This window comes from Enterococcus sp. C74 (assembly GCF_040887125.1).
In the GTDB taxonomy this organism is placed as follows: Bacteria; Bacillota; Bacilli; order Lactobacillales; family Enterococcaceae; genus Enterococcus_B; species Enterococcus_B hirae.
This window is the reverse complement of record NZ_JBFOFA010000014.1, coordinates 19314-43162: the sequence shown is the minus strand read 5'-3', so window position 1 is coordinate 43162 and position 23849 is coordinate 19314. Positions and strand designations below refer to the sequence as shown.

Here is a 23849-nt window from a genome sequence, read left to right as displayed (position 1 = left end):
GTATTTTAGTCTATACTGGTCAATAAAACAAGAATAGATACTTGATTTTAATTTTTTTTTAACTATCCAGTTGGTTTTCACCATTCATGATTTTTTTTAAGTATCGACCAGTATAACTCTCTTTCACCTCAATGATTTCTTCAGGTGTACCAGTGGCTAAAATCGTACCGCCACCTTCCCCGCCTTCTGGTCCAAGATCAATAATATGATCAGCGGTTTTAATAACATCAAGGTTATGCTCGATCACTAATACCGTATTCCCTGCATCTACTAAACGTTGCAAGACATCAAGTAGCCGGGCAATATCATCTGTATGCAAACCAGTCGTTGGTTCATCCAAAATATAAAAGTTCTTACCATTCGCTATTTTGTGTAATTCACTAGCGAGTTTCATCCGCTGTGCTTCCCCACCAGATAATGTTGTAGCTGGTTGCCCCATCGTAACGTAGCCTAGACCAACATCGACAATGGTTTGAAGTTTTCGATGAATCTTAGGGATTGGTTGGAAAAATTCAACGGCATCTTCAACCGTCATTTCTAAAATATCTGCAATACTTTTTCCTTTATAATGAACTTCTAGCGTTTCAGAATTATATCGCTTCCCATGACAAACTTCACAAGGAACGTAAACATCAGGTAGAAAGTGCATTTCAATCTTAATAATTCCATCGCCTCGGCAGGCTTCACAACGTCCACCTTTAACGTTGAAACTAAAACGGCCTTTTTTATACCCACGCATTTTAGCTTCATTTGTTTGTGCAAATAAATCTCTAATATCATCAAATACACTAGTATATGTCGCAGGATTGCTTCGTGGTGTGCGCCCAATCGGACTTTGATCGATATCAATGATTTTTTCAATACTTTCATAACCGGAAATTGATTTGAATTTACCAGGTTTTGCTGAATTACGATTGATTTTTTGTGCAAGAGCTCGTTTTAGGATACTATTGACCAATGTACTCTTACCTGAACCGGACACACCAGTCACCGCAACAAATTCACCTAAAGGAAATTCCACTGAAATATTTTTCAAATTATTTTCCGTTGCCCCAGTGATTTTGATAGCTTGTCCATTCCCTTTTCGGCGTTCAGTTGGAACTGGGATACTCTTTTTACCGGATAGATATTGTCCAGTCAAAGAATCTTCATCAGCAGCCACTTCCGCAGGCGTGCCAGCTGAAACGATTTCTCCTCCTTGATGCCCGGCACCAGGGCCTACATCAATCAAATAATCTGCCGCACGCATCGTATCTTCATCATGCTCGACCACGACTAATGTATTCCCTAGATCACGCATTTTCTTCAATGAACCGATCAACCGATCGTTATCTCGTTGGTGGAGTCCGATAGAAGGCTCATCTAAAATATAAAGAACCCCTGAGAGATTCGAGCCAATTTGAGTGGCCAAACGGATCCGCTGTGCTTCTCCTCCTGAAAGAGTTCCTGATGCACGACTCAGCGTTAAATAATCGAGACCAACATTTTCTAAAAATGAAAGTCGATCATTCACTTCTTTTAAAATCGGTTTAGCTATTACTTTTTCTTGGTCTGAAAGGGTCAAATTTGAAAAGAAGTTGACCGCTTTTTGGATAGACAACTCGTTCGTTTGTCCAATATTCGTCCCATTGATTTGAACGGATAAAGCTTGAGGATTCAAACGATACCCATGACAAGTTTGACAAGTCAATTCAGTCATATATTGTCTCATTTGCTCTCTTGTGAAATCACTGTTTGTATCATGGTACCGACGCTTAATGTTTTTCAATACCCCTTCAAAAGTTGTTTCAACATCACGAACACCACCGAAATCATTCTCATAGTGGAAATGGAACAGCTCGTCTGTCCCATTGAGCACGATTTCTTGATGTTCAAGTGGCAACTCTTCAAAAGGCGTCTCCATATCAATCCCATAACTTTCACAGGCTTGAGCCAGCATCTGTGGATAGTATTGTGAACTGATTGGATTCCAAGGGACGATCGCTCCTTGACTCAACGTCTTCGTACGATCAGGTATCACTAAATCTTGGTCCACTTCTAATTTGACACCAAGACCATCACAATCAGGACAAGCACCAAATGGCGCATTGAAAGAAAACAGTCTTGGTTCCAATTCACCAACAGTAAAGCCACAATAAGGACAAGCGTAATGCTCGCTAAACAGCATTTCCTCTTCTCCGATGACATCAATCAAAACATAGCCTTCTGCTAAACGCAAGGCAGCTTCGATTGAATCAAACAAACGTGAACGGATTCCTTCTTTTATGATGACACGGTCTATGACAATTGCGATATCATGCTTTTTATTTTTTTCTAATTCTGGTACTTCACTTAAGTCATAGATTTCTCCATCCACTCGAACACGTACGTATCCTTCTTTTTGAATACGTTCAAAAACTTTTTTATGTTGGCCTTTTTTCTTGACAATGATCGGCGCAAGAACTTGAATTTTAGTTCGTTCAGGTAATTCTAAAACTTTATCAGCCATTTGATCAATAGATTGGCTGGTGATCTCAATGTGATCATTCGGACAGATAGGATGCCCCACACGTGCAAACAGCAATCGGAGATAATCATTGATTTCTGTGACAGTTCCTACTGTTGAACGAGGGTTTTTACTAGTTGTTTTTTGATCAATTGAAATTGCTGGACTTAGCCCATCAATACTATCAACATCCGGTTTATCCATTTGCCCTAAAAATTGGCGTGCATAAGCAGAAAGACTTTCGACATATCTTCTTTGTCCTTCTGCATATAATGTATCGAATGCTAACGAACTTTTCCCAGAACCAGATAATCCAGTGACCACCACAAATTTATCTCGCGGAATTGTCACATTGATGTTTTTTAAATTGTGGGCTCTTGCACCATGGATAATTATTTTATCATTTGCCATATAATCCCCCTACTCTGACGCCTTTAGTTCAAGAATCATATCCCGTACATTTGCGGCTGTCTCGAAATCTAATGCTTTAGCAGCATCTTTCATTTCTTTTTCTAATTTCATTAATAATGTAGCTTTTTCTTCTCTAGTCATTTCTTCATAGGATACTTGAACCGTTTCTTTTGCATCATCTTCGGATTCTTTCGTGATGGAAATCAAATCACGGATCTCTTTGATGATCGTTTTCGGCACGATACCATGCTCTTGATTATATTGTTCTTGGATACTACGTCGTCTAGCAGTTTCATCGATAGCCTTGCGCATCGAATCAGTCACTTTGTCCGCATACATAATCACTTTTCCTTCTGCATTCCGTGCTGCACGTCCAATCGTCTGTACTAAAGAACGTTCGCTCCGTAAAAAGCCTTCTTTATCTGCATCCAAAATCGCTACTAGCGAAACTTCCGGTACATCAAGTCCTTCACGTAACAAGTTGATTCCTACAAGTACATCGAATTCACCTAAACGAAGATCACGAATGATTTCGGTACGCTCTAATGTTTTGATATCACTATGCAGATATTTGACTTTGATTCCTAATTCTTTAAAATAATCAGTCAAATCTTCAGACATTTTCTTTGTCAATGTAGTTACAAACACGCGCTGATCTTTTTCAACTCGTTCATTGATTTCTCCTACCAGATCATCAATTTGCCCCATGATCGGCCGCACTTCGATGATTGGATCTAGTAGCCCAGTTGGTCGGATGATCTGTTGAATCACTGTATCCGTTTGTTCATACTCATATGGACCAGGCGTAGCAGATACATAAACGATTTGATTCACGTGCTTTTCAAACTCTTCTAATCGTAACGGACGATTGTCTAATGCCGATGGTAAACGAAAACCATAATCGACTAACATCTGTTTTCTTGCGCGGTCACCATTGTACATTCCCCGAATTTGCGGCATTGTCACATGCGATTCATCAATAATCATTAATGAATCTTCGGGAAAGAAATCAAGTAATGTGTATGGTGGCTCACCTTCTTTTCGACCATCCATGTGTCGCGAATAATTTTCGATTCCAGATGTATAACCCATCTCTAACATCATTTCAATATCATAGTTCGTTCGTTGTTCTAGCCGTTGAGCCTCTAACAATTTATTCTCATTCCGCAAAACTGTCAAACGTTGTTCCAGTTCTGCTTTGATGTTTGCAACCGCATGTTCCATGTGTTCATCATTTGTAACAAAGTGAGTCGCTGGAAATATCGCCACATGCTCAGTTTCTCCCAAGACCTCACCAGTCAACGCATTGACTTCACGAATCCTTTCGACCTCATCACCAAAAAATTCAACACGCAACGCACGTTCATCCCGACTGGCTGGGAAAATCTCCACAACGTCCCCACGTACTCGAAAACGACCACGTTGAAAATCAATATCGTTGCGCTCAAATTGGATACTAACTAAATCACGAATCAATTGATTACGATCAAGCTCAGCTCCTTGTCTAATTGAAACGACTTGTTTTTGATACTCAAAAGGTGAACCCAAACCAAAGATGCAAGAAACAGAAGCAATCACGATCACGTCATTTCGTTCTAATAACGAACTGGTTGCCGAATGTCGTAATTTATCAATTTCATCATTGACACTAGAATCCTTTTCAATGTAAGTATCACTTGAAGGGACATAAGCTTCAGGTTGATAATAATCGTAATAAGATACAAAATATTCAACTGCATTATTGGGGAAAAATTCTTTGAACTCCCCATATAATTGTCCAGCTAATGTTTTATTGTGGGCAATAATCAATGTTGGCTTATTCACTTTTTCAATCAAATTCGAAACGGTGTACGTCTTCCCTGTACCGGTTGCTCCTAAAAGTATCTGAGCTTTCTTTCCACCAACTACCCCATCAACTAACTGTGTAATGGCTTCGGGTTGATCTCCTGCTGGTTGATATTTTGACACCAACTCAAAGTGTCGGGAGGTATCTCTTTCTATCATATTTCATCCTCCTTTTCATTCTTTCCTCTTCATTTTACGACCACAAAAAAGAAAAGGAAAGCAAAGGCATTCCTTGTTGATTTATTATACCACACCGAACATACTTTCGCTACTTTTGAGTTTTTTCTTTTCTACTATATTATATAAATTCATACATGTATTATGTAGTAAATTAGGCAGCAAAATTATATATCAATAATGTCCCTTAAGTAATTATTTATCTTACGTCAGATTCCTCTCTACATTTATTATGTTACATTTTATAACATAGATTGTTACAAAATGACATTTTTTTTATTTTTTTCAGCAACTCAGCTTGTATCTATTATTAGTTTTCGCATATAATAGGAAAATATGAAAAGTTATTGAAATTTTAGGAGGTTAATTATGAAAAAAAAGCATTTGCTTCATACGATTATTTTCATAATGACAGGACTTGTCACATTTGCGCTTAGCAATCCTGTACAAGCTGACGATAAAACTACTGCTGACTCAAGTACGAGCGAGACGATGCAAAAAATAGAACCTAAGAAAGAGACGTATGTCATTGCCAGCGATTCAGCTTTTGCACCTTTCGAGTTTCAAAACGCTGAAGGCAAATACGAGGGAATTGATGTTGGATTAATGGAGGCAATCTCCAAACTGCAAGGATTTAACCTACGTATGGATTATCGTGGTTTCTCTGCTGCGCTACAAGCGTTAGAATCTGGTCAAGCAGATGGAATGATCGCAGGAATGACTGTGACCGATGAACGAAAAAAAAGCTATGATTTCTCAGATCCTTATTTTGAAAGCGGGATTCAAATCGCTGTCAAAAAAGGAGACAATTCAATCAAGTCCTATGAAGACCTAAAAGGAAAAACAGTAGGTGCCAAAGTTGGAACTGAAAGTGCTGACTTCTTAAATGCCCACGAAGACCAGTACGGCTATACCATCAAGTACTTCGATTCTGCAGATCAGTTATATGACGGATTGAGAGTTGGCGCAATTGACGCCATGATGGACGACTACCCTGTTATCGGCTATGCAATTAAAAACAATCAACAATTAGAAACACCGATTGCTAAAGAATCTGGTGGTAAATACGCTTTTGCTGTGAAAAAAGGCCAAAATCCTGAACTATTACAAATGTTCAACGAAGGTCTAAAAGAATTAAAACGAACTGGCGAATACGATAAAATCATCAACAAATATATCTCAACAGATAATACGCCTACTAAAGCCAGCAAAGATGAATCTACACTAACTGGTCTATTACAAAACAACTACAAAGTTTTACTAAAAGGTTTATGGCAAACGATCTTATTAACTTTAATTTCATTCGCCTTGGCATTAGTTGTTGGTGTTATCTTTGGTTTATTCAGCGTAGCGCCAATCAGAGCCCTACGAACAATTGCAAGTATTTATGTCGATGTCATCCGCGGTATTCCAATGATGGTTCTTGCATTCTTCATCTTCTTTGGATTACCAGGTATCGTCGGATTTACTATTCCCGACTTCATTGCCGGGATTATCACACTAACTTTGAACGCCAGCGCTTATATCGCAGAAATCGTTCGTGGTGGGATCAAAGCTGTGCCAGTTGGTCAAATGGAAGCTTCTCGCAGTTTAGGACTTTCATATAATCGAACCATGCAAAAAATCATCTTACCACAAGCAATCAAGATCATGTTGCCATCTTTCGTGAACCAATTCGTTATTTCATTGAAAGATACAACAATCATCTCAGCGATCGGTGTGGTAGAGTTACTGCAAACTGGTAAAATTATCGTTGCACGTACGACACAAAGTACGTACGTCTATCTAATTATTGCTATCATGTATTTGATCCTCATTACTATTCTGACAAAATTAGCAAAAGTTTTAGAAAAGAAGGTGAAATAAGATGGCTGAGAAAATTCTAGTTGAACATCTTGTAAAAAAATACGGTGAAAATACCGTTTTAAATGATATCAATGTTTCAATCAACGAAGGTGACGTTGTTTGTATCATCGGTCCTTCCGGTTCAGGAAAAAGTACCTTCCTACGTTGTTTAAACCGTTTAGAAGAGCCTTCAGACGGCGAAATCATCATTGATGGGGCCCACTTAATGGACAAAAACACCGATATCAATTTGGTAAGACAACACATCGGAATGGTATTCCAACATTTTAATTTATTCCCACATCTTTCAGTGCTAGAAAACATTACATTAGCACCAATGGATTTGAAAAAAGAATCAAAAGAAGCCGCTGAAAAGAAAGCAATCAAATTGCTACAAACCGTCGGCCTTGAAGATAAAAAAGACATGTATCCAGAAATGCTTTCTGGTGGACAAAAGCAACGGGTCGCTATCGCTCGTGCTCTAGCGATGAATCCTGATATCATGCTCTTCGACGAACCAACTTCTGCACTAGACCCGGAAATGGTCGGAGATGTCTTGAACGTCATGAAAAAATTAGCTAAGCAAGGGATGACGATGGTTATCGTTACACACGAAATGGGCTTTGCTAAAGAAGTTGCCAATCGTGTCATGTTTATTGATGGAGGGAATTTCCTAGAAGATGGCACACCACAACAAATCTTTGAAAATCCACAAAATGAACGAACAAAAGATTTCCTAGATAAAGTACTAGATATTTAACCTTAAGATGATGAAATTGTTAAAGACCGTTGCAAAAGGATGCCTATCCCTTGCAACGGTCTTTATTTTAAAGGTCTTTATTTTAAAGGCATTTACAAAATTGACCAGAAATAACGCTTACTTCCTTTTCGTCCTCTTCTTTCGTCCCTGCTTTAATTATTTGTTTGCCACTTTCTCCTGTCTAAATAAAAAAAGCAAATCAATAAGAGGCTGGTGATTCTCCAGCAATTAGATGTTGGTCTAACTGCCAGAGATGCTAGCTGAATTTATTGATTTGCTTTTCTTTTATTTTCTTTTCTTACCGCCAAAGGCATCTTTTACTTTATCAAAGAAGCCATCTTCTTGTTGTTCTTCTACTTTGATGCCGCCAGCTTCAGCAAAAGCACGCAATGCTTCACGTTGCTGTTCATTTAAGTTCTTCGGCGTGATCAACTTCACTTTCACATGTTGATCCCCAGTAGCTCCTCCACGAAGTTTAGGCGCTCCTTTGCCACGTAAACGGAAATTCGTTCCTGTTTGCGTACCTGCCGGAATTTTAAGTTTGACATCTCCATGAACGGTTGGCACTTTTACTTCATCACCTAAAGCAGCTTGTACAAAACTCAATGGCAATTCGTAATAGATCTCTGAACCATCACGATCGAAAATATCACTTTCTTCCACACGGAATACAACATATAGATCACCAAATGGTCCGCCGTTTTCTCCAGCTTCACCTTGACCTGCCAGACGCATTTGTTGTCCTTCTTCTACACCTGCTGGTACATTCACCTTAACAGAATGTGCTTTCTTTTCGTGACCAGAACCATGACAAGTTGGACAAGGATCTTTGATTTCTTTACCAGTACCATGACAAACGTCACAAGTTTGACGACTCATCACACGGCCAAGTGGCGTTTGACGTTCCACATTGATTGTCCCTGATCCATGACACTTATGACAAGTTGTTGGTTGTGTTCCAGGTTTCGCACCATTTCCATGGCAAGTATGACAAATTTCTTCTCGGTTATACTTGATTTCTTTTTCTACGCCAAAAATCGCTTCTTCAAAAGAAAGATCGATCGTATACTGTAAATCCGCACCCTGTCTTGGCGCATTAGGGTCTACCGTACGACCGCCGCCGCCAAAGAATGAATCAAAGATATCTTCGAAGCCACCAAAACCGCCACCTGAAAAGCCGCCAAAACCACCAAAGCCGCCACCGGCTCCACCAGCGCCATAGTTTGGATCGGTACCTGCGTGTCCATATTGATCATAAGCTGCCCGTTTTTGCGGGTCGCTTAAAATTTCATAAGCTTCTGATACTTCTTTGAATTTTTCTTCTGCATCAGCTTCTTTATTGATATCTGGATGATATTTTTTTGATAGCTTTCGATAAGCTTTTTTAATTTCATCTTCAGAAGCTCCTTTTGAGAGCCCTAAGACTTCATAATAATCACGTTTTGTTGCCATAGGCTTTCCTCCTATTGGTTCTCATCATTTCCACGTCGCTTGTTATCATATCATACTTTTACGAAAACAAAAACTGCTACTTTCAAGTATTTAAAAAAGGAAGCTAGTTTAAGTCTCATACCTAAGTCAAGTTTTCCAAATTGAAGAAAGAATGTTCCTCAAATCTTATCTTATGACCAGATCGAACTACCTCAAAGCAACAGCTATTGTCCAAGAAATTCTCCCATTGTTCTTATGACTTCTGTTATTCAACAGGCATAATCATGCACATCAAATCTCCAAACAATAAGGTCTCTATTTTGCGCATCATTCTTGAAAGTGAACGCCTACTAACCTTTTAGGCCACTCTAAATGTAGCACTATCGGAAAATAATCCGAAGAATCTCGAAAATATGAGAATCTATTTTCGCATTCTTCGGATTATTTCTTAGAGCTGATCTCTTTTGCTAAACCTTCTTTCAAGCATTGGCACTAAAAACGAATGGTAAAGTAAATTGTTGTATAAACTTCGATTCACTCGTCTTTTAGATCCTGCTTAATATTGTTTAACAACGTATTCAAAAGGTTGTATTGTATGATAACAGTCCCAGCTAGAGAAGGGGAAAACCTTCTCTACTGAAACTTGTCATTTCTACTAAACAGCTAACGATTATTTAATGAGATTATTTTTTGTCGTCTCCGTCGTCTCCGTCGACTTCTTCAAAGTCAGCGTCTACTACATCATCTGCACCTGTTTGCGCTGCTTCTGGATTTTCTTGTGCTTGTTGTTGCGCAGCTTGTTCATACAATTTAACTGTCAAATTTTGCACGATTTCATTCAATGCATCACGTTTTGTTTTCATTTCTTCGATATTGTTTGCTTCAACAGCAGCTTTCAATTCATCGCGAGCTTCTTCCGCTTTTTTCACTTCTTCTGCGTCAACTTTACCTTCTAATTCTTTGAGTGTTTTGTCAACTGAGAATAGTAAAGCATCAATATCGTTACGTAAATCCACTTCTTCTTTACGTGCTTTATCTGCTTCTGCATTCGCTTCTGCATCTTTTACCATGCGTTCGATTTCATCATCAGTTAGACCTGAAGAAGATTTAATCGTGATTTTTTGTTCTTTTTGTGTACCTAGGTCTTTAGCAGAAACATTCACGATACCATTTTTATCAATGTCAAAAGTAACTTCGATTTGTGGCACACCACGTGGTGCTGCAGGAATATCTGTTAATTGGAATCTTCCTAACGTTTTGTTGTCAGCAGCCATCGGACGTTCACCTTGCAAGACATGGATATCTACAGCAGGTTGATTATCTGCAGCCGTTGAGAACACTTGTGATTTACTTGTAGGGATCGTTGTGTTTCGATCAATTAATTTAGTAAAGACGCCACCCATTGTTTCAATACCTAATGATAACGGAGTAACATCAAGTAACACAACGTCTTTGACATCACCTGTGATAACCCCACCTTGGATAGCAGCACCCATCGCTACTACTTCATCTGGGTTTACAGATTTGTTTGGTTCTTTTCCAGTTTCTTTTCTTACCGCTTCAACAACTGCAGGAATACGTGTTGAACCACCAACTAAGATAACTTCATCAATTTCAGATTGTGATAAACCAGCATCTTTCAAGGCTTGTCGTACTGGAATTTTTGTACGCTCTACTAAATCAGCGGTTAATTCATCAAATTTCGCACGAGTCAATGTCATTTCTAAGTGAAGAGGGCCTGCTTCGCCAGCTGTGATGAACGGTAAGCTGATTTGTGTGCTTGATACTCCAGATAAATCTTTTTTCGCTTTTTCTGCAGCATCTTTCAAACGTTGCAATGCCATTTTATCTTGTGATAAATCAATGCCGTTTTCTTTTTTGAACTCAGCTACCATGTGATCAATGATTTTGTTATCGAAGTCATCCCCACCTAGATGGTTATCTCCAGCTGTTGATAGTACGTCAAATACGCCATCACCTAATTCAAGGATAGATACGTCGAACGTACCACCACCAAGGTCAAATACTAGGATTTTTTCATCACGATCTGTTTTATCCAAGCCATAAGCAAGCGCTGCAGCAGTTGGTTCATTTACAATACGTTCAACTTCTAAGCCAGCAATTTTACCAGCATCTTTTGTTGCTTGACGTTGTGCATCATTGAAGTAAGCAGGCACAGTAATAACTGCTTTTTCAACTTTTTCACCTAGATAGTCTTCAGCGAATCCTTTGATATATTGAAGGATCATTGCAGAGATTTCTTGTGGTGTATATGATTTCCCTTCTACTTCTACTTTATAGCCTGGTTCACCGATATGGCGTTTGATCGATGAAATCGTATTTGGATTCGTTACTGCTTGACGTTTAGCAACTTCACCCACTTGAATTTCCCCATTTTTAAATGAGACAACAGAAGGAGTTGTACGGTTACCTTCTGGATTTGCAATAATTTTTGCTTCGTTTCCTTCTAAAACAGCTACTGCTGAATTGGTTGTACCTAAGTCAATACCGATAATTTTACTCATAATTAACGTCTCCTTATCTTAGTTAATTTTATATCATGACATTATTGCGCAACAATAACCATTGTTGGTCTTAATACGCGGTCATGTAATTTGTAACCTTCTTGTAGTACTTCGACGATTGTGTCAGCTGGAAGTTCCTCAGTCGCTGGCACGGTTTGTACAGCTTGATGGAGGTTCGGATCAAAAGCCTCTCCTTTTGCTGGGATTTTTTCGATTCCTTCTTCTTTAAGTGCTTGTTTCAAGCTTTCTAGTACCATTTCGACACCTTTTTTCAAACTTGCACCCTGATCATCAGCCACATCTGTAGCCAAAGCACGCTCTAAGTTATCAATTGAAGGTAATAATTTTTTAGCAAGATCTTGTGAACGATATTTTTGTAATTGTTCACGCTCATTTTTACTTCGATTTGCAATATTTGCAATCTCAGCTCGAGCACGTAAATATTTATCTTCCAACTCTTCCATTTCAGCCTTTAAATTTAAACGCTCAAATTCTTCAGCTTCTACGTCAGAGACACCTGAGTCTTCCGTCGCTTCTGTATCGATTTCCGTATCTTCTTGAATATCCGCTACGTCTTTTTCTAACTCTTCTTTTTTTTCTTTCACAAGACACACTCCTTTTCGTTAATCAGTCAGTGATTCGTTTTCATGCTAAGATCCAGTCAAATCAATTGATCGATAATAATCAGCAAGCTTGTTCGCTAATTCTTGACGATAGACATCTACCAGACCCAGCATTTTTGAATAAGGCATACTGGTTGGTCCTAACAAGGCTATTGTACCTCGACCGTGTCCAGCAATCTCGTAACTTGCTTGGATCATGCTCATATTTTGTAAAAGCTCATTTCCTAATTCAGATCCAATTTTGATGTGGATGTTACTATCCGTTGGGACGATCATTTGGGTTAATTCATAAGTATCTGTCATAAACGAAAACATCGATTTGAACTGCTCCAGATCTTGGTGGAGTTCATAATCTAGTAGATTCATTTGTCCACTTACATAAATTTTGTCTTCAAACGCATGTCCGAGTATCGTATCAAAAAGATTTGATATCCCTTCAGTTGTCTGAAAATATCTATGCAAAATCATTGGAATCTCTGTCCGCAATTTATGATAGACAGTCATCAATGGATCTCCCACCAATCGTTCATTGACAATGCGAACAATTTTTTCTAAATCTTGGCTTCCTAGATTTTCAGGAAGTGTAAAAACTTGGCTTTCTACATTTCCTTTATCGGTTACTACAATCGCAATCACTTGACGACTATTTAAAGGAACGATACGAAAACCAGTCAAACGGCGGTCTTTAATTTCTGGGCCTAACGAGAAGGTTGTGTAACTAGTCAGCTCGGATAAAATCTCAGCAGATTGTTGAATAATCTCGTTAATTTCATGAAATTCTTTGCTTAAAGACAGCCGAATCTGCTGCAGATCATCATTGGTTACACGAGCAGGTTTTAGCAAATGATCCACATAATGCCGATAACCTAATGCTGAAGGAATCCTTCCTGATGAAGAATGAGTTTTAAGTAACAACCCAGCATCTTCTAAGGCTTTCATGTCATTACGGATCGTTGCTGAGCTTGCCTTGACTCCATCTTCCATTAAGGTTTTGGAGCCGACGGGTATACCGCTACTCGTATAGTTTTGGATGATCAGACGTAAAATCTCACTTTGTCTTTGTGTTAACATCTTCTTCACCTCTCATTAGCACTCATATCTTCTAAGTGCTAACCCACTTACTAATATAGCAAGAAGCGCATAGTGTGTCAAGAAAAAGAACACCACTTTTAGCACTCTCATTTAACGAGTGCTAAAAGTGGTGTTCTCTGATAAATACATTGATAGATCAACACTAAAGATAAATGGGTTTCTTAATACCTTCCATTATTTAATCGATCTATAAAGAAATTTAAAGGTTTTATTGACCTCTCACAACTATTTTTCAAGCAAGAAACGTTCAAATACTTCATTTCCTAGAAAAGTTCCTTTTGGCGTTAAATAAATTCGATCGGATTCATTGACCAATAATCCTTCTTTTTCTAAATCTGTCAAAACCTTTGAATAAAGCGATTCGATTGTTTGCTGATAACGTTCGTAAAAATGTTGTTTGGAAATTCCTACCTTTTTCCTTAACCCAAGAAACATTTCTTCCTCGATTTGATTTTCTCTTAAAAGTACTTCAGTTTCCAAAACAGGGAGTTCTCCTGCTCTTAATGGACGTAAATAATGTTGGATCGGTCCCTTATTACGGTATCGTTTATTCCCAAGATATCCACTTGCACCTGCGCCAAAGCCGAAATAATGATCATTGTTCCAATACATCAAATTGTGTTTTGATTCATGCCCCTTCAACCCAAAATTACTGATCTCGTATTGGTGACGTCCCTTTTTTTCCATTGCTTGTATGGTTTCTTCAAACATTCGCGTTTCGGTTTCTTGATCAGGCAGTTCCAAACGCCCTTGACGCACCCAATTCATAAACATCGTTTTATTTTCTAAAATCAATGAATACAATGAATAATGGGGCAAATCAAGTGCAAGTGCTTGATTCAATGTTTCTCGATAGCCCTCTAACGTTTGTCCAGGTAACGCATAAATCAGATCAATACTCACATTCGTAAAGTTTTCTTCTTCTAAAAAACGCATTGTTTGGTAAACATCCTCTGCGGTATGTTTCCGCCCAATTTTTTTCAGCAACCGATTATCAAAAGTTTGCACCCCCATTGATAAACGATTCACTCCGTAATTTTTCATGACCTGAAGCTTTTCTTTCGTTAGATCTCCAGGATTCGCTTCAACTGTAAATTCTTTTCCTTCTTTAAAAGGCAATATTTCCCTAGCACCTGCTAACAAACGATCCAATTGCACTGCAGTCAAAGACGTAGGTGTCCCACCACCAACATACAGTGTTTCTAATTCTTTTACAGGATGTTGTTCAAGTGTGATTTCCATTTCTTTTAGAAGCATCTCGACATATTCATCTACGGGTTGACCTTCTAAAAATACTTTATTAAAGTCACAGTAATAACAGATATGCTCACAAAACGGGATATGGATATACGCAGAAACCTTTTGTTCTGCGGGATTGGTTGTTTCATTCATTAAACTAAATTCTCCTTACGTCGAAAAGTCGTACCTGTTTTCGACCTTCTTTAAACGGTGTTCAAGCGATTGCTTCTACGGAATTAAGTTCAAAAAATTCAAAAATATGGAAAGCTATTTTCGATTTTTCGCTCTTAATTCTTGAAGCAAACCATCGCTTTCACAACCTCTCATATACGCATACTAACCGTATTTTCCAAACAAATCCACTAAAAAATCCAAGAATCGACTTCTTGGACTAGTTTTTCTTTGGTTGTATTGGTTACTTGGTTATAAATTTCTAAAGTTGTTTTCATGTTGGAGTGACCCACTCGCTCCATGATCGCTTTAATCGGAACGCCTGCTTCTGCCAATAAAGAGATATGAGTGTAATGGTAAAGACAATAATGTTTATACAGTGACTAATCAAAAAAGACCAGGCACATGGTAATTCAACAAGCATCTCCTCAATTGCTGAACTTATTAGCTATTTCATTCTGTCTTTTATGTTGTATGTACGTTTTAAATCTAATTCTTTTAAACATTCGTTTCTTTAGGTTTATCCATTTAAAAAATTTCTCTGCATCACTTGATACAACCTCTGGGGGTTTACACACTTTTTTATAGACTACCTTTCAAAAGTTGACTCTCGTTTAGTTCTTGAAAATTCTTTGTTATTTTTTATAGCAGTATTTGCTAGTTTTTCTGAAAGAGTAGGTTTCATTGACTGGCCTCTTTTATTTCTTCTGTTATTAGATTGTTCAAAGTTATTAATGAGTTTATTGTATTCATCAGTATACTTTGTTGCTAACGAGGGGCTTAATTTTCCTTTTTTTACAAGCAACTCTATACAATTTTTCTCATTAATTATTGCATATTGAATATTCGTTTTTTCACACTTTAATGTTGGAAGGATGATATTCTCAAAAATATTAAGATTTTTTTCTGTCTGCTGAATATCACTAGGAGACATTTTCTTATTCGAGCGTAACTGTAAATGGAACTCATTAATTTGTTCACGTAAATATTTTATATTTTTAGTTGCCATGTTGAAATTGTTTGAAAGATCTTCAAATCTTATTGCTATAGATTCTTCTTGTGGAGAAAGAGTAGGTAGCGCTGTTGTAGGTTTATTCGTTATTTCAGGCATACTTATCGTTGTTTTATAAGCGCTACCCAAATGGGTTCCTTTTGATTTTGTAGACTCTTGTGAAAAAATAGTAGGACTTTCTGTTTCAAGAGAATGCACTTCAGGGGTTCTCAGGTAGTTTATCTCATTTTTTAGGAATCTTGTTAGCTTTCTACAATTCGCTAAAAAACTATTGGCCTCCCTTTTTTTGTTTTTTAGATTGTCTAAGTCCATTATGTAACGAAACTCATATTCTTCTACTTCTGTTCTATTCTCTATTCCATCATTTTTTAAATATTTTTCAAGCGATTCCAACTTCTGTTCTGTCTTATTCACAAAAGTTTTTAAATCATTCCTCACAAGACGTAATTCTTTGCATAATTCTTCAGACTGCTCACGGTATGATTTTAATAGATTAATTTCTGCAGGTTTTTCAGTAATATATCCGTTTAAGAGTTTGATAAATTCTGACTCTTTTTCCACTAGTTGATAAATTGCTCCGTCATGAGCTTTTTGATCCTCGAGATGCTTTGAAAATTCTACATCAATTTCTTTTGATTGTTTAGATTTTTGAGCTGAATAGGGGTTTGGATCATCGACTTGCATTTCGTCTAATAGTCTTGAGGTTTGGTCAGTGTTCATCACATTATTGTGTTTCGAGTGTCGAACTTTGTGTGGATGAATTTCACCATTTTTTTTAGATTTTTTAGATTTTTTTTTAGATATTTGAGCTGAATAGGGGTGTCTTGGATCATCTCTTTGCATTTCGTCTAGTAGTCTTGAGGTTTGGTCAGCGTTCATCCCATTGTTGTGTTTCGAGTGTTGAAATTCGTGTGGATGAATGTCATCAGGTAAAAAATTAATTCTACCCAAGTTTTCTACATACGGATTTCGTTTTAATTCCCTTCCTTGATTTTGGTGTCCTAAACTACGTGCTTCATTTGCTATGCTCGCCACACCAAGAGCAGCAGTAATCAGTTTACCTATTTTCATATAGTATCCATCTCCTTTTCATTTAATGCTTTTTACTTATCCTATGGAAAGTAAAAAGCTAGACAAAAAACACAACAACTATAAAATCTATGCCAAACAAAGAAAATGCTTTCTAGTCGTCGCAAATGTAGAGTACCACAACGACAATTTAATGCCATAAAAAGTTTCATTTGGATGTGAGACATTATCTTTAACACATTTTAATAGTCACAGTCATATCTACGTTTAAGATATGACCTTGTTCAAACCATTTTTATCCACATTAACTAATTTTTATTATTTACTGCTTATCCCATTAACTATGTACTTCATCATTTCTTTTGTTTTTTGGCCAACAATTGTTTAACCAATCAGCGATAATTCTGTTGTCTTTTTTTCATGATTTTATGTAACAATTTCTTTATTGCTTATGATTATAACGATGTTTTTTTTAATGGCTTACGATTATTTCATATCCCCAAGCATTGAGAACAAGTATTACAATTCTCACATAAATAGGAAAACGATAAATAATAAATATGTTAATCAATTCAAAAATCACTAGTAATATCAAATAATGAAAAAATAGCCATATTTTAGATAAATAATTCATATAAAACACCAGCCAATCAAGATTTCTTTACTTTATTAGCTGCGTACACTTATGATTACTCAACAATCAATATTCGAACCCCTTTTCATCCTGGTTGTTTATTTACACGAATAATCATTCTTTTACTTGTATGAATCGTAGTTCCGATAGAACCAGTAATAGCTTGAGCTATCCTAAACCTACATAATGTACAATCACTGCAAGCCCAACAGTTTTTGCAGTAGTCGCAATATAAGAGTTCAAATAAATATCTTTTGTTTCGTTATTGAAATTAAATACTTTATTTACCCTAGCCCTAATTAGCTCTTTTCTTCTTTGTAATGCTATTTCGCTAGCAGTAAAAATTGTATATGGATCAATTCCTTATTGTTTCAAAATAGTGATTAAATCGTCAATATTTAAATTAAATAATCGCCTGAATCCTTCAGTAAGCTTTTATTCAGTAATAGTTCTGTCTATTGATTGATTCAACGAAATTTTTGTATTTTCATTAGCAAATACATTTGATCCTATCGAGATTGATGGAGTAATAGAGACAACCAAATCAGATGTAAGTAATACTAATTTTCATTTAAAAATATGTATCCTCCCAATTATTTTATTTGTCTTATATGACGATACAACTGTAAACTAATAACGATGTTATTAGTTTACCTCGTCATAAAAAACGTTTTTAAAGTCATAACTGTTTGAATTTTTTAAATAAAAGAACTAATTTTAGTCAGCCAGTTACAGTAATGAACAGATATGCTCACAAAACGGGATATGGATATACGCAGAAACCTTTTGTTCTGCGGGATTGGTTGTTTCATTGATTTTTGTTCCCCTTAATCTTATTTTATTTTGTTTCTTTCTTATGTTATAAAGCAACTTTAATTTTTCTTATTTGACTAAATAACTTTAACTTCCATCGATTCTAATATACTTACGTTTTCATGGATAAAAAGTTTTTGTTTTTCTCCTTTTTCTTGATCTTTTTTCAGTTCACAATCCCTCTTGGTTTCTTATTTTTAAGCAAAAAAATAGACCTAATTATACTTGAAATTTCAAGAAAATAACTAGGTCTATATGCTATATATAGTAGAGACAGCACAGTTTATGTGGTGGCTAATCCCAATAGAAATGGGGTGAGGCCTATGTTGATTTGTAACTTGCTCCCTAGAAAGGATAAGCTTGTCTGTTTTTGAAGCGCTAATGTTTGTAATAGCTTTTGCAACGTTAGTTCTGACAATCAGCAATCACAAAAACGACAAAAAATAACCGCAATTTAAACTTAGGCAGTTTAACGGTTATTTTTTGTAACTATAATTAAACTGAGCCACCGTCTTAAACGGTGCTGTCAAAAGGGAGCTGTTCGCGCAGTTCCTTTTTTCATCTTCATTATAGCATACGCTTATTCTTCTATTCAATTTCCAAAACAAAAGAACAGTTGTTTTTTATTTTTAAGGTAATAATAACAAATCCTATATGCTATAATCAGTTATGACAGTAAAGTTTAATGACGGTGGCTATCTAATCTGAAAGTGAGGTGGTGCTTATGCACATAATCTCGAACTTTAGAGAAAGGAGACGCCTTTTGTCTGTGGAAGCAGCGTTAGGGCTAATGATCAGTTTTGGATCTTTGATCGCAACACTGATTTTTGGCATTCTAACCTTAGCCCACAAAAACGACAAAAAGAAGTAACCGTCACTTTAGCGAGAGATTGGTTACTCCTTTTTGAGATAACTATATAACTTGCCACCGTCTTTAGCGGTGCTGTCAAAAGGGAACTGTTGACGCAGTTCCTTTTTTCATGTTTATTATAGCATACCCTTTCTCTTTTGTTCAATTGTTTCATTATTTTATATTTAAATATCCATAAAGCGTAAAAGTTACTTTATTTGACAATGACTTTCCGATCCTAATACTCGAACCTAGAACTTTACAAAAATGTATGAGCTCCTCCGTTACTATGAAGATATTCCCTATCTTGGAAAATCTCACGCATTTTCTAATATGATTCTAGAAGACGCCTATTTACCAGAAGACCATGAAAAAGAACTTCGAACAAATATTGATACAACCCAGTCTTTTTATAGCGAACGCTCGCATAATACAGTACCTATAAAAGTATAGAAGGTTTAACGAAGTTGCTAATTTTTCTTTATATGTGATTCAGTTTATACTCTCTCTCCGCAACAATCTTAATTAGTTTATCTTTATCATCTGGCAACTCAAGTTCATGAATTCTAGCGTGACAGTTTGGACATAATGCAATACAATTTTCAATTACATCTTTCCCCCCTTCTGATAAATACTCTATGTGATGACAATGCAAATAAGGTACACCGTCTTTTATAAATGGTGCTTTTTCTTGACATAGTTGGCAGATGCCTTTTGCAAGTCGCTTAACGTATTCGGATATGAAAACATTTCGTTTATATACTTTTGTTTTTGAAAATAAAAACTCTTCTTTATTACCATATTTAACAGCCATTTTTTTGTTATAACTGCTAATTTTTCTTGCCTCCTCTTCTATTTTAATATTAGACAAATTACGAACATAACTAATTTGATTCTCTTCATGACTGTATATCTCTTTATCTTCTATCAATTGCTTTTGATTTATTAAAGCTAAAGGAAATTTATATACTTTCCTCATTTTACCGCTATTATCTTGCTCATTATCAGTATATATTTTTCCTGCTAAATATACTTCTCCTAAATATGTGTGTTCTTTTGGTTTAAAGGTTTCAAATAGATGAAGCTTTACAAAATTAGATTTTGAATTAGCTAAAACTTTATTTTGAGCTTTATCTAATAGTTGGTCACCATTCAAACCCATACCTGTGTATTGTAAAATGCCATTTAACCATTTATCTTTATAAACATTTCCTCCTGTTTGATCACTAAAGAGTACAAGAGTATTAGTTTTATGGGATCTTCTCATTCCGCCTTGCATAGAACATTTAAATTTCTCTGCAATTTCTTTATTAGTAAAAACTTCACCCACTTCTATATTACCCAATATTTTTTTTGACCATTCTTCTCTCCATGAAATCACTTTGGCAAAATCAAACATTTCTTCATCTTTTGGCATACCATGTCTAACTAAATAATTTAATACTTCTGTAGTTATATCTAATTTTTTAAGTAAATCTTTTTTAGTAATTAGTGTTGTTCCCATAACAATGTATCTCCTAATGGCATCAATATAATTATGATCAAAAAAATTCAAAAGTTTAATAAAAAATATCTTATTGTTCAAGATATCTATAACATATTAAAACATCTTTATTATACATCGTCTACGTTTACTTTTACTAGCCATATTTCTGAAAGATTACTTTGTAGATATATACTATTAACTAAACGTTATAAATAAAAAATCATTTTAAAAAAACAAGATATTTGTATCCACAGATAATTTTTCTTCTGCAAAATTAATCATTTTCTTTATACTGTTCAAAAAATCTAAAAGCAAAAAAGTCATATCAAATTTCAGATATGACTTGAATATTTATTATTTAAAATTTTAAATCTTGTATTACTTAAACTCTCCTTACCCCGACACTTTATTTCAGTAAATTATTTCTTATTTTTCTTTACAACAACTATCTGCCCGATAATCAAAATCAACGTTACCCCAAAGCCGCTTCTTAGAAAGTCTCGATTCAGTAAATATTCGATAAAAATACCTATTAAACTGGCTACTAACGCCACAATGATAATACTAGCGTATGGATGGTTTTTCGTATACTTTTTCCAGTTTTTATACAAGAAAACTCACTCCTCTATATTATTCCGGCTATAGCTATTCCAGCATCATTATAGCTAGTTCTCGTAGGAAACCAGCCTAACCTTTTTTAATTCTATCTTATTTTCTTGAAAATGCTGTATTAAGCGCTGATTCTAAAGTTGCTCAACGTAAATCAGAGATAATCTTATAGTATTTTTTCATGATGTTCTACCATAGTTTTTTATAGTTAATGTTTTAAAAAACGTCTTATGATTATTTCATATCCCCACCCAATGAGCATAAGTATGCCTATTCGTAAATAAATAGGAAACTGACAAATAAGATATGTGTTAACTAATTCAAAAATGATTAATAAGATTAAAATAGAAATAAATGACCAACTTTTAGTGATATACTTCATCTAATATCCCTCTCTTTATGAATTTATTCCGCGCACTCTAGCCTTAGTCGTATTCCACTCTATATCAATGCGAAGATGAGTTTGAGCTTTAAATTGAATATAACCTATTTCTAAAATGATGGTTTTACTATTTTAGAAAGGATTAGGTGCTGTTTATTTTTCTATTGATTACATGAGACTCATGAGTACCGTTATTCATTGTTCCGATCTATTTTGATTGTCTTCATATATTCTAATTCTTTTTTTACATGAACAAGCATATAATAATCTTCAACATAAAGGCTTTTTACTAATATAAATAAATTATTCGATTTAAAAATCCCAAAAATGAATGTCAGTGGAAAAAGACTGATTAGAAAAGTACTAAAATTTATACTGCCTTTCTCAAAAAAATTTTGGATGAGATAGATCGTGATAGGAAAACACAAAGCTACGATAAAGTTTTGGTAAATACTTAACATACTGGTTCCGTGGTTTTCTTTCTTTTTGATCAAGTATTCCACATCAAAAATCAATTGATTGATACTTCGTTCGTCGAGCATTCTTTCGGCTTTTCGTTTATATAAATAATTATGGTATTTTTTAGGACGACCATGCTTTGTTCGATATCTTTTATAGTAACAGAATAACAGAAACGCAGTCGCCACGATGAATTGGTAAAAGATTGTTTCAATATTATTATAAGCATGAGGATTTCCAGTTAAATATAAAAAACTATTACCCAAAATAACTAGAATAAATAACGTATTAATCCATAGGCTAAGAACATATAAAAACAGATAAAAGGGTTTGATTACCCACATGGTTCTGAATGAACTTGCTTCTCGATAGATATCCGTATAAAATTTCATTGCTTCAATTTGCTTTACTTTGAGTATTTTTGTCATTTATCCATTCTAGAGTCCTTTCTTAATCACTTGTTTGAACTGTTTATTCTTTCTATTGAAAAATTGACGGGGAATTATTCCCAAGTATGGCTTCATCACATATTTTTTGTTGATTTTTTAAACTATAAACCCTGTCTTAGCGTCCGTAGTATTGACTACCATTCAATCGAAGTATCACTGTATTAGTATATGTAGAGATTTTGGAAAAAGAATCGCTGACTAATGCAATCATTCCGTTGTGTTGAACTTTTCTGTATGACCACAATGTAAGGAACATGCTTTAAATAGATGGCCGGTTTTTCCATTCCGACAATTAATTATGATTCCTTCGCTACATTTGGGGCATATTTTTATACCCATTGGCAAAGAATTTAAAAGCTGAAATTTTAGCATCGTATCTGGTATGATTTGATTTAATAATTGTAATAACCCGTAGCGATCATACCACTCGATTTCTTTTGCTTTTTCATTTTGTTCAATTTCTTCATAGACCTGTTGATAAAAAAATGAAGTGGTGATAAACATTTTTTTATCCCAATTTTTATTTGAAATTCCTGAAAAATTAGTGATATCTTTACGTCCAATCAGTGTCGGCGTGGGTTTTGCGTTTAAGCGATTGGATTTTGCTTGTACCGCGATCCGCTTTTTTTCTTTCGTCAAAATTAAATCGACACCCCCATCTCCCACATACTTACGATGATCTTTGACATAACTTTTTTTCGTTATCTCAACCCCGTATCCTGCTAATCGGAAAGCTGCTGCTAAAAATTGCTCAAAATGTTCTCCTTGCCTCACTCGATCATCTTGGCTACTACCGAAATCTTTATCCATGTCACTTAAAAAGTCGATTACGATCTTCTCATCTTTCTTTTGCACAAAAGACGTTTTTCTTATTTCTAAGTATTGTTTGGAAACCACTTCTTGGGCGTTGCTTTCCAGTTGATTGGCTTCTTTGAATTTTTGTAAGAATTTAAAAACCATTATTTTCTCCTCTCGCTTATCGTTCTGACAATTACATTGTAAATCAATAACAAGAGTATTAATTTGTTATATAATAAAAATTTTTAAATAATTTTTATTAAAAGAATCAATCCGTTGATACTTCGCTTACTAGAACTATTGTGAAGATTACAGATTTTTTTAGGCATTCTCGCTGATTATCATTGATTTGAACTATCGTTTACTGGGTATCATTCCTCTCCTATGCTCAAAGAAACTTTATCAAAAAGGCTCGATTATATTTTAAGGAAAGCTAACTTGTGTCCGAGTCACACAAAGGATTTTTCCTATTTGGAAAGATCGAATTGTTACTTGTTCTTGTGTTGATCAAAAAATCAGAATAGTCATTCAGAGTTTTTAGCCAATTACTTAAAACAATTGCTTGTACTGACTCGCTAATCTATGATCCTTGATTTGCTTATTGGTAATAGAGTTGGCGTTTGTTTGAATCGAAGTGTCGTTATTCAACTTACTACCAATGTGGCTTTTCGATAAAACGCTACATAAACTAGCCCCTCGCTCAATCAAGTCAGCGAAGGGCTAA

Annotated in this window: 15 protein-coding genes and 1 pseudogene; 3 read left to right on the top strand and 13 right to left on the bottom strand. The window is 35.6% G+C overall.

Annotated features, from left to right (window positions below; translation table 11 throughout):
• Window positions 1-58: 58 nt before the first annotated feature.
• Window positions 59-2896 carry an excinuclease ABC subunit UvrA gene (gene uvrA, locus AB3H93_RS13305; RefSeq protein ID WP_010737739.1) on the bottom strand — a complete coding sequence of 946 codons (2838 nt, stop codon included), beginning with the start codon at window positions 2894-2896 and terminating at the stop codon, window positions 59-61.
• A 9-nt stretch (window positions 2897-2905) separates the two neighbouring features.
• Window positions 2906-4900, bottom strand: a complete 1995-nt coding sequence (uvrB, locus tag AB3H93_RS13300; RefSeq protein WP_034698271.1) for an excinuclease ABC subunit UvrB — start codon at window positions 4898-4900, stop codon at window positions 2906-2908.
• Window positions 4901-5287: 387 nt separating this feature from the next.
• On the opposite strand from uvrB, the gene AB3H93_RS13295 reads away from it, so the two are divergent.
• Window positions 5288-6784, top strand: coding sequence for an amino acid ABC transporter substrate-binding protein/permease (locus AB3H93_RS13295; RefSeq protein WP_010737741.1), 1497 nt, complete (start codon window positions 5288-5290; stop codon window positions 6782-6784).
• Between the two features lies 1 nt (window position 6785).
• Window positions 6786-7523 (top strand): amino acid ABC transporter ATP-binding protein, encoded by a 738-nt coding sequence (locus tag AB3H93_RS13290; RefSeq protein ID WP_010718943.1) that lies wholly within the window; start codon window positions 6786-6788, stop codon window positions 7521-7523.
• A 285-nt stretch (window positions 7524-7808) separates the two neighbouring features.
• On the opposite strand, the gene dnaJ is transcribed toward AB3H93_RS13290, so the two are convergent.
• The 7 genes and pseudogenes from dnaJ to AB3H93_RS13255 all read right to left on the bottom strand — a co-directional run bounded on the left by dnaJ (window position 7809) and on the right by AB3H93_RS13255 (window position 16687).
• Window positions 7809-8975 carry a molecular chaperone DnaJ gene (gene dnaJ / locus AB3H93_RS13285; protein WP_010718942.1) on the bottom strand — a complete coding sequence of 389 codons (1167 nt, stop codon included), beginning with the start codon at window positions 8973-8975 and terminating at the stop codon, window positions 7809-7811.
• A 662-nt stretch (window positions 8976-9637) separates the two neighbouring features.
• A complete protein-coding gene (gene dnaK, locus AB3H93_RS13280) occupies window positions 9638-11479 on the bottom strand; it encodes a molecular chaperone DnaK (RefSeq protein WP_368020691.1) in 1842 nt (613 codons plus the stop codon).
• A 41-nt stretch (window positions 11480-11520) separates the two neighbouring features.
• Window positions 11521-12084: a nucleotide exchange factor GrpE gene (grpE, locus tag AB3H93_RS13275; RefSeq protein WP_010718940.1), complete on the bottom strand. Its 564-nt coding sequence runs from the start codon at window positions 12082-12084 to the stop codon at window positions 11521-11523.
• A 45-nt stretch (window positions 12085-12129) separates the two neighbouring features.
• Complete coding sequence (gene hrcA / locus AB3H93_RS13270) at window positions 12130-13173, bottom strand: heat-inducible transcriptional repressor HrcA (protein ID WP_010718939.1); 1044 nt, start codon at window positions 13171-13173, stop codon at window positions 12130-12132.
• A gap of 246 nt (window positions 13174-13419) precedes the next feature.
• Window positions 13420-14586, bottom strand: a complete 1167-nt coding sequence (gene hemW, locus AB3H93_RS13265; RefSeq protein WP_063627225.1) for a radical SAM family heme chaperone HemW — start codon at window positions 14584-14586, stop codon at window positions 13420-13422.
• Window positions 14587-14795: 209 nt separating this feature from the next.
• Window positions 14796-14957: pseudogene (locus tag AB3H93_RS13260) on the bottom strand (site-specific integrase); the annotation flags it as partial.
• A 236-nt stretch (window positions 14958-15193) separates the two neighbouring features.
• Entirely contained in the window at window positions 15194-16687 is a 1494-nt protein-coding gene (locus tag AB3H93_RS13255) for a hypothetical protein (protein WP_368020690.1), read from the bottom strand.
• 2129 nt (window positions 16688-18816) lie between these two features.
• On the opposite strand from AB3H93_RS13255, the gene AB3H93_RS13250 reads away from it, so the two are divergent.
• On the top strand, window positions 18817-18963 hold the full coding sequence (locus tag AB3H93_RS13250) for a putative holin-like toxin (protein WP_081186522.1): 147 nt from the start codon (window positions 18817-18819) through the stop codon (window positions 18961-18963).
• Window positions 18964-19423: 460 nt separating this feature from the next.
• Here AB3H93_RS13250 and AB3H93_RS13245 read toward each other — a convergent pair whose 3' ends face one another.
• The 4 genes from AB3H93_RS13245 to AB3H93_RS13230 form a co-directional block, all read right to left on the bottom strand.
• Window positions 19424-20446 carry an HNH endonuclease gene (locus AB3H93_RS13245; RefSeq protein WP_368020689.1) on the bottom strand — a complete coding sequence of 341 codons (1023 nt, stop codon included), beginning with the start codon at window positions 20444-20446 and terminating at the stop codon, window positions 19424-19426.
• A 401-nt stretch (window positions 20447-20847) separates the two neighbouring features.
• Window positions 20848-21039 (bottom strand): hypothetical protein, encoded by a 192-nt coding sequence (locus tag AB3H93_RS13240; RefSeq protein ID WP_010718919.1) that lies wholly within the window; start codon window positions 21037-21039, stop codon window positions 20848-20850.
• A 571-nt stretch (window positions 21040-21610) separates the two neighbouring features.
• On the bottom strand, window positions 21611-22306 hold the full coding sequence (locus tag AB3H93_RS13235) for a hypothetical protein (protein ID WP_368020688.1): 696 nt from the start codon (window positions 22304-22306) through the stop codon (window positions 21611-21613).
• A 228-nt stretch (window positions 22307-22534) separates the two neighbouring features.
• A complete protein-coding gene (locus AB3H93_RS13230; protein WP_053766763.1) occupies window positions 22535-23287 on the bottom strand; it encodes a restriction endonuclease in 753 nt (250 codons plus the stop codon).
• Between the last annotated feature and the right edge of the window lie 562 nt (window positions 23288-23849).